This window comes from Mesorhizobium sp. M7D.F.Ca.US.004.01.2.1 (assembly GCF_003997785.1).
Taxonomy (GTDB): Bacteria; Pseudomonadota; Alphaproteobacteria; order Rhizobiales; family Rhizobiaceae; genus Mesorhizobium; species Mesorhizobium loti.
In genome coordinates, this window is the sequence record NZ_RZRQ01000515.1 from 1 (window position 1) to 2,951 (window position 2,951).

At 63.2% G+C, this 2,951-nt stretch carries 3 protein-coding genes and 1 pseudogene; 1 reads left to right on the forward strand and 3 read right to left on the reverse strand.

From position 1 onward, the window contains the following. The 3 genes from EN993_RS33990 to ugpC form a co-directional block, all read right to left on the reverse strand. On the reverse strand, positions 1 to 551 hold a 551-nt coding region (locus EN993_RS33990), incomplete at its 3' end, for a PfkB family carbohydrate kinase (RefSeq protein WP_245469046.1). A 4-nt stretch (positions 552 to 555) separates the two neighbouring features. Next, positions 556 to 1,008 carry an RbsD/FucU family protein gene (locus EN993_RS33995; protein ID WP_109669521.1) on the reverse strand — a complete coding sequence of 151 codons (453 nt, stop codon included), beginning with the start codon at positions 1,006 to 1,008 and terminating at the stop codon, positions 556 to 558. Positions 1,009 to 1,035: 27 nt separating this feature from the next. After that, on the reverse strand, positions 1,036 to 2,094 hold the full coding sequence (gene ugpC, locus EN993_RS34000; protein ID WP_127266065.1) for a sn-glycerol-3-phosphate ABC transporter ATP-binding protein UgpC: 1,059 nt from the start codon (positions 2,092 to 2,094) through the stop codon (positions 1,036 to 1,038). A 294-nt stretch (positions 2,095 to 2,388) separates the two neighbouring features. Here ugpC and EN993_RS34005 point away from each other — a divergent pair. After that, a pseudogene (locus tag EN993_RS34005) lies at positions 2,389 to 2,951 on the forward strand (sugar ABC transporter substrate-binding protein); the annotation flags it as partial.

The following is a 2,951-nucleotide window of genomic DNA, read 5'->3' on the forward strand; positions in this document are numbered from 1 at the left end:
AGGTAGTCGCACAGCGTATAGATGCGGTCGGGAAGCTTTGCCGCCGGGGCCGGGTTGAGGATCGTCGTCACCCCTGCCCCACGCGCGATCTCCAGCGCCCGCATAGCGGCTTCGATCGGCTGTTCGAGCTGCGTGACGAAAACGCCGGCACCGCTGATCAGCGCGGCATTGGCTTCGATATCGGCAGGCGAGATCAGCATGGCGGCACCGGGGCTGACGATGATGGCGTTGTTGCCGGTGGTCTCCTCGACGAAGATGTAGGCCGCACCGGTGTAGCTTTCCGGCGTGTCGATGACGGCATTCTTGACGCCCGCCTGCGCCCAGGTCTGCCTGGCCATGTCGGCGAAGGGGTCGACGCCGAGGCGGGTGAGGAAGGTGACGTCGGCGCCGAGCTTGCCGACGGCCACCGCCTGGTTCGAGCCTTTGCCGCCCGGACCGAGCGTGAAGGATGTGCCGAGGATGGTTTCGCCCATGCGCGGTTGCCGCTGCGCCCTGTAGGCGGTGTCGGCGACGAACACACCCAGGATGACGACAGGCTTGCCCGAAGCCATGCCGCTACTCCGCATCCGGCGGCACGACGCCCTTGCGGAAGGCGAAGCAGCCGTAGAAGCGGCGTTCGCCGGTCTGGATGACGCAATAGGCCTGTTTGGCGCGCTCGTAGAAGGCATAGCGCTCGACAGCTATCATCGGCCAGGACTTGCCCTCGGCCTTGTCGACTTCCTTCTGCACTTCCTTCTGCACAGCCGGAATCTCGTCCGGCTTGCCGACGATCTCCATGCGCGCGGCGGAGTCATCGACGAACGTGTCCAGCGGGTAGAGCGACAGCACCGCCTTGGCCACCTCGGCAGCCGAGGCATCGATGCGCAGCAGGCGGCCGAGCGCGGTCTGGCGCGCCACCGAATCGGACGGAAAATTGGTGTCGGCGATGATCAAATCATCGCCATGGCCCATTGCCCGCAATGCCTGCAGCACGTCGGCATTGAGCAGCGGGTTGATGCCTTTGAGCATGATAGTCCTCGTGAAGTCCGGTTGAGATCAGAGACGCTTGCCGGTCTCGGCGTCGAAAAGATGGATCTGGTCGAGCCGCGGCTTCAGGGTCAGCGTGTCGCCGGGCTTGAAGTCGTGGCGCTCGCGAAACAGCGCCACCATCTCGCCGTCGCCGAAGCGCAGGAACACCAACGTTTCCGAGCCGGTCGGCTCAACCACCGAAATCTTCGCCGGCACGCCATCGGGATGGATCTCGAGATGTTCCGGGCGCACGCCATAGACGACGGCCTGGCCGTCCTGTGCGGCATTGCCTGGTGCAATCGGGAACAGCGTGCCCGCGATGTCGACACCGGGCTTGGCGCCCTTGCGCATGACGCCCTTGAGCAGGTTCATCGAAGGCGAGCCGATGAAGCCGGCGACAAACAGATTGGCCGGTCGGTCGAACAGTTCCAGCGGCGCGCCGACCTGCTCGATACGGCCGTCACGCATGACGACGATCTTGTCGGCCATGGTCATGGCCTCGATCTGGTCGTGGGTGACGTAGATGGTGGTGGTCTTCAACCGCTGGTGCAGTTCCTTGATCTCGGTGCGCATCTGCACGCGCAGCTTGGCGTCGAGATTGGAGAGCGGCTCGTCGAACAGGAACACCTGCGGATTGCGCACGATCGCGCGGCCCATGGCGACGCGCTGGCGCTGGCCGCCGGAAAGCTGCCTGGGATAGCGCTTCAGATAGGGATTTAGATCGAGGATGTCGGCGGCGCGCTTGACCCGCTGGGCCACCTCGGCCGGATCGGTTTTCCGCAGCTTGAGCGCAAAGGCCATGTTCTGCTCGACGGTCTTGTGCGGATAGAGCGCATAGTTCTGGAACACCATGGCAATGTCGCGCTTGGCCGGCGGCAAATGGTTGACGACGCGGTCGCCAATGGCGATCGTGCCGGCGGAGACGGTCTCCAGCCCGGCCACCATCCTGAGCAGCGTGGACTTGCCGCAACCCGAAGGGCCAACCAGCACCACGAACTGTCCGTCGGCGATGTCGACGCTGACTTCGTGCAGAACCTTGACCGTTCCGAACGCCTTGGCCACCTTGCTGATCGCGACTTGAGCCATATACTCCCCTTCCGGCTCCCACTGGCCGTAGGCGCAGAAGCTAACCAACGCGACCGGTCAGGGCAAGTCAGTCTCTTATAGATAAAAACCTGTTCTCGTTGACACGGCGTTTGGTTGTGAGAATAGTGGCGGACGCTGGTCCGAATGCCGGTTACCCGATGCGCAAAATCGGAACTTCAATCGAGCAGGTGGGGTCCTGCGCAGTTCGTTTCCGAGCCGGGAGAACCGTTGGCGCTCCAGCGTCCGACAAGGTTGGTCATATCCATTCACGCTGATGTTCTGGGAGGAATAGTCATGAGAACAGGTCTTTACGATAAACTTGTCCGTGCCGGCGCCACACGGCGCGACATATTGAAGGGTGCGGCCAGCATGGCCGCGATCGCCGCCGCATCCGGCGCCGGGCTTGGCGCCTTGACGCGCCCGGCTTCCGCGGCGAGCGAGTTGCGCTCCAAGATCCTGCAGATCCCCGGCGTCGGCAAGGGCCAGCCGACGGATGCCGATTTCCAGAAGGTCGGTGAACTCTGCCTCGAGGCGACCAAGGCCAACGTCAAGGAAGGCGAATTCGCCGGCGTCGAGCTGACCTTCATGGGTCTCAACAACCAGAACCTGCACAATGTGCTGTTCCGTGGCTTCCTGAAGCCATGGGAGACCTATACCGGCGCCAAGATCAACTGGATCGACCTGGCGCAGGCCGACTACAACGCCCGCCTGCAGCAGTCGATCGCCACCGGCACCGTCGATTTCGACATCATCGAAATGGGTGCACCGTTCGAAGGCGATGTCTGCGGCAAGGGCCTGACGTCGGAAATGCCCGACTGGGTCAAGAGCCAGATCGATTGCGACGATCTGGTCAACTA

What these genes read in the sequence shown, in the direction of transcription:
- ugpC (WP_127266065.1), bottom strand. Translation starts at nt 2,094, where the DNA reads ATGGCTCAAGTCGCGATCAGCAAGGTGGCCAAGGCGTTCGGAACGGTC.
- EN993_RS33995 (WP_109669521.1), bottom strand. Translation starts at nt 1,008, where the DNA reads ATGCTCAAAGGCATCAACCCGCTGCTCAATGCCGACGTGCTGCAGGCA.